The organism is Corynebacterium sp. HMSC073B01, assembly GCF_001838255.1.
GTDB lineage: Bacteria > Actinomycetota > Actinomycetes > Mycobacteriales > Mycobacteriaceae > Corynebacterium > Corynebacterium jeikeium_D.
Genome location: NZ_KV836178.1, coordinates 1 through 4,368 on the forward strand (window position 1 = coordinate 1; position 4,368 = coordinate 4,368).

Annotated in this window: 5 protein-coding genes; 2 read left to right on the forward strand and 3 right to left on the reverse strand. The window is 58.9% G+C overall.

Annotated elements, in window-relative coordinates:
- Positions 1–24: 24 nt before the first annotated feature.
- Both HMPREF2849_RS08980 and HMPREF2849_RS08985 read right to left on the reverse strand, forming a co-directional pair.
- Positions 25–783, reverse strand: coding sequence for an alpha/beta fold hydrolase (locus tag HMPREF2849_RS08980; RefSeq protein WP_070862893.1), 759 nt, complete (start codon positions 781–783; stop codon positions 25–27).
- A 50-nt stretch (positions 784–833) separates the two neighbouring features.
- The gene (locus HMPREF2849_RS08985) at positions 834–1,226 is read right to left on the reverse strand and encodes a DUF5997 family protein (protein ID WP_070862896.1); all 393 of its coding nucleotides are present in this window, start codon (positions 1,224–1,226) and stop codon (positions 834–836) included.
- A gap of 40 nt (positions 1,227–1,266) precedes the next feature.
- Between HMPREF2849_RS08985 and HMPREF2849_RS08990 the strand changes: the two genes are divergently transcribed.
- A complete protein-coding gene (locus HMPREF2849_RS08990) occupies positions 1,267–2,019 on the forward strand; it encodes a type 2 periplasmic-binding domain-containing protein (RefSeq protein WP_070862894.1) in 753 nt (250 codons plus the stop codon).
- A gap of 64 nt (positions 2,020–2,083) precedes the next feature.
- Positions 2,084–2,716, forward strand: a complete 633-nt coding sequence (locus HMPREF2849_RS08995) for a GNAT family N-acetyltransferase (protein ID WP_016423177.1) — start codon at positions 2,084–2,086, stop codon at positions 2,714–2,716.
- Positions 2,717–2,747: 31 nt separating this feature from the next.
- Here HMPREF2849_RS08995 and HMPREF2849_RS09000 read toward each other — a convergent pair whose 3' ends face one another.
- Positions 2,748–4,280, reverse strand: coding sequence for an MDR family MFS transporter (locus tag HMPREF2849_RS09000; protein ID WP_070862895.1), 1,533 nt, complete (start codon positions 4,278–4,280; stop codon positions 2,748–2,750).
- Positions 4,281–4,368: the final 88 nt, after the last annotated feature.

A 4,368-nucleotide genomic window follows, 5' to 3' on the forward strand; every position in this document is an offset into this window, starting at 1 on the left:
AAAATCAGACACACTTTTTGTCACTTAACCCTGCGCCAGCAGGGCCGAGTTGTAGTACTCCGGGGTTTCCTGGTTGAGCAGGTGCTTGGCCGGCGAAATGACGACCATGGTCGAGCCCGCGATGCCGTCGTGAAGCGAAGTGACGACGTCGAGAGACGTAGAGGTGTCCTGCTTACCGGCGATGACCAGCGTCGGAGCGGTGATCTCGGCGAGGCGCTCGCGGGTGTCGAAGCGAGAGAGTGCTCCGCAGGCGCCGATGTAGCCGTCATCGGGGCAATCTGCGATCATGTCGCGGAAGCGGGCGGGGAGCTCAGGGGTAGTGTCGAAGCACTCGTCGGTAAACCAGTTGCGGACGACAGTGTCCGCGAGCGCGCCTGTGCCCTTGTCACGCACGAGCTGGGCCTTTTCCTGCCAGGCCTCGGGTGTGCCGAATTTCGGCGCCGTCGACGACAGTGTCAGACTGACCACGCGATCGGCGTGTTCTAGTGCGATGGTCTGGGCGATAGCGCCGCCGAGAGATAGTCCCACAAAATGTGCACGGTCAACATCCTCCTCATCGAGGACCTCGATGATGTCGGCGGCCAAGTGGCTCATGTCCCACTCACCCTCGGGGATAGGGGAATCGCCATGGCCGCGGACATCTGGCGTGATGACCTGGTACTTTTCGCTCAAAGCGGCTACCTGGGGCTCCCACATCTCCTGTGTGGTGCCCAGCGAGCCAATCAGGACAACCGTACCGTTGTCCTTGTGGTTGATTGCATGTGCGGTGTAGTCGATGGCCACGAGATCCTCCTTGAAGGTGTTGGCTGTGTCAGCTGTGCCAGCTGTGTCGGCTATTTCTCGGCGTTGCGAGCAGCTTCAGCGGCAGCCCGACCAGGGCCGTCGTCCTTCTTGGCCTCTGCCTCAGCGGCTTCCATGCGCTGCTTCGCCATGGACTCACGAGCGGCCTCCAGCCACTCCGGCATCTGCTCGAGCAAATCCTTAATCTCCGCCGTTGTCAGCGGCTTGTCCATGTCGTTCTTCTTCAACGCCGTGATAGTGATGCCCAGCTTGCGGGCAACTTCTGGACGCGGGTGCGGTCCGTTGCGGCGTAGCTCAGCGAGCCATTCCGGCGGATTGGATTGCAGTTCGGCAAACTGCGCGTGCGAAATCTCACCAGTGCGAAATTCCTCGGGTGTGGCCGGGAGGAAAATGCCAAGTTTTTTGGCTGCGGTTAGGGGTTTCATGGGTTCAACGCTAGCACCCATTCGAGTAACCTTGCGGAGTATGTCGACTCCTGAACCCGCCGTCCTGCGCATCGTGTTCGCCACCGGCACCAGTCCCGAGAAGTGGTTTCGCCGCTTTAGGGATCGAATTCCGGCAACACTGCACACCCACGCCGCCGACGATCCGATGTCCGACCTGGTCGGCGGCGCCGCTGACATGGCGCTGGTTCGGTTAGAGTCCGAAAGCTCGCTGCCCGAGTCGCTCCATCGCATCCGGCTTTACGACGAAGCCTGGGGCGTGGCCTTCGAGAAAGAGCACGTGTTCTCCCTCACAGAGTCCGTGCCGGAGGAGCTGTTGGCGGACGAAACTGTGCTGTTGACCTCCGTGGATCCGGATGAGCTGCGACAGATGCTGCCCGTTGCGGCCACTGGTGCAGGTGTCGTGGTGGGACCTCGCACGATTTTGAAGGCGCTGTCGAAGAAGGCGGTGGCCTCATCGAACTTGGTGGCCGAGGAAGGTGCCACAGAACCGCTGTCTCGGACAGCTATTTGGTTGGTATGGCCGAAAGTAGAGGACGACGAGCTCCGGCAGGAGTTCGTCGGCATTGTCCAGGGGCGCAGGGAGGACTCGACGCGCACGCAGTTGGGGCGCAAGAAGGCTGACGAGCAGCCGAAGAAGTTGTCGGCCCGAGAAAAGACGCTTGCTAAGCAAGCCCGCCGGCAGCGCGCTGGGGCCGTCGTAAAGCATGCGCGTAGTAGCCGTAGCGGGCGTCGAAGCAGCGGCGGAAGCAGGCGACCGCGCAGGCGAAAGTAATCTTTTTACAATATTTTTGCCGTTTCGTTCGACGTGCGCGGAAAAATTAGCCACACTTGTAGTTATGGCTGAAAAGAAGCGCGATTTCACGATTCGAATGATGCGTGAAGAGGACTATCCACAGATCCAAGAGATCTACGAGATTGGCCTGGATACGGGGCACGCGTCCTGGGAGCACTCCGCTCCCGAGTGGGACGAATTCATCGCACTCAAACGAGTGGATCTGTGTTACGTCGCCGTCGACGCAGAAAACCCGGACAAGATTCTGGCTTGGGCATCGGCAGCGCCGGTATCCAAGCGCCCGATTTTCAATGGCGTCATCGAAGACTCCATCTACGTCCATCCTGACGGGCAGGGCATGGGGCTGGCGGCGACGCTGCTGCAGAAGCTTATCGACGATGCCACGGAGCTCGACTGCTGGTCGATTCACTCGTGGGTCTTCCCGGAGAATGTGGGATCGTTAAAGCTGCATCGAAAGCTCGGCTTCCGTGAAGTGGGGATTTACCACCACATGGCAAAGATGACCTACGGCCCAATGGCGGGGCAGTGGCGCGATGTCATTATTTTGGAAAAGCTGCTGGAAAAACCAGAAGAGCGCGCGCTGAAGCGCGTCCAGGAAGAAGCAGAAGCCGCCGGTGAGCCGAACCGTCCGATTCTGGACAAGCTCGACCGCGCCGACGGCCAGGTGGGGGCATAGCTGCCGGGAGCTGAGGCTCCCTTTGAATTAATTACTCGACGGTTTCCTTCAACGGATCCTCGCGAACAAAGAACACAATGATTGCTGCCAGAATAATCACTGGCATTAGTACCAAGAAGATCGGCGTCAAACCATCGTTGTAGCTGGAGATCAGCGCTTCATGGATTGGCGCCGGCATGCTATCCAGCACATGCGGCGTCAGTGAACCGATCGACTTAGAGGAAAAGCCCTCCGGGCCCATCTGCTTTGCGAACTCTGCTGCAGCCTCCGGTGATGCAGCCTTGATTTGTTCGACAGCCGCCGGAACGCGTTCGCCTGCCAGGTCCTTCATGCGGTGGATGAAAATCGAACCCACAATGGAGGAACCGACCGCACCACCAATCTGGCGGAAGAAGTTATTCGCAGCGGTAGCGGTACCGACCATGGCGACCGGGAAGGAGTTCTGCACGATGAGAACCAGAACCTGCATGCCGGTGCCCAGGCCGAAGCCCATGATGAACAGGTACACACCAACCTGCCACAGCGGGGTGGTGGTCTCCAGCGTGGACAGCAAGTAGAGGGAGACAGCCATAATCATCAGGCCGACGAAGGGGTAGAAGCGATACTTACCAGTCCGCGAAATAATCTGGCCAACGCCAATTGAGGTGAGCAGCATGCCGACCATCATCGGCGTCATCATCAAGCCTGCAGCGGTCGGTGACATTGAGTGCACCATCTGCAGGTAGGTCGGAATATAGGCCATAGTGCCGAACATCGCGATACCCAGAATGAGACCCGACACAGTCGTGAGCACGAAGTTCCGGTTATTAAACAAGTGCGTCGGAATCAGTGGGTTGGAAACACGAGTCTCGGTGAGGAAGAACAGCACCCAGGAAACCACGGAGGCAACGATAAGCGAGATGATGACCCCGGAGTTCCAGTCGTACTGTGTACCGCCCCACGTGGTGGTGAGAATTAGCGTCGAGGCAGCGGCAGTCAAGAACATCGTGCCGATGTAGTCGAAGTTTCCTTCACTCTGGCGTCGGGGCAGCTTCAGGAAGGCTGCAGCTGCCGATAGTGCAACCACGCCCATCGGGACGTTGATCCACAGGCCCCAGCGCCAGCCCGGGCCGTCGGTGAACCAGCCTCCCAGCACTGGTCCCAGCACGGAACTCAGGCCGAACACAGCACCCATGATGCCCATGTACTTACCGCGCTGGCGTGCGGGAATAACCTCGGCCAGGATGGCCTGCGAGGAAACCATCAATGTACCGCCAGCAAATCCCTGAAAAGCGCGGGCGGCGATGAGCAGGCTCATGGAGTTGGTGATTGCACCCATGACGGAACCGACCATGAACAGCGCGATGCCCATCATGAACAGGCCCTTGCGCCCAATCATGTCACCGAGCTTGCCGACAATCGGCATTGCCACAGTCTGTGCCAACAGGAATGCAGAAATAACCCACGACATGTGGTCAACTCCGCCGAGCTCGCCGACGATGGTCGGCAGGGCAGTGGCGAAAATCATCTGCCCCAGCGAGCTCATCAGCATAGTGAGAATGAGCGCGAAGAAAATGATTCCCAAGTGGGACTTGTTGTCAGAAACCGTGGTGTCGGTTTGATCTTGAGCAGTGGTGTTGCTAGGGCGTGTCTCTTATATGCGTAACCAGACC

Coding starts and splice junctions, on each gene's coding strand:
- HMPREF2849_RS08990 (WP_070862894.1), top strand. CDS start 1,267: ATGTCGACTCCTGAACCCGCCGTCCTGCGCATCGTGTTCGCCACCGGC.
- HMPREF2849_RS08985 (WP_070862896.1), bottom strand. CDS start 1,226: ATGAAACCCCTAACCGCAGCCAAAAAACTTGGCATTTTCCTCCCGGCC.
- HMPREF2849_RS08995 (WP_016423177.1), top strand. CDS start 2,084: ATGGCTGAAAAGAAGCGCGATTTCACGATTCGAATGATGCGTGAAGAG.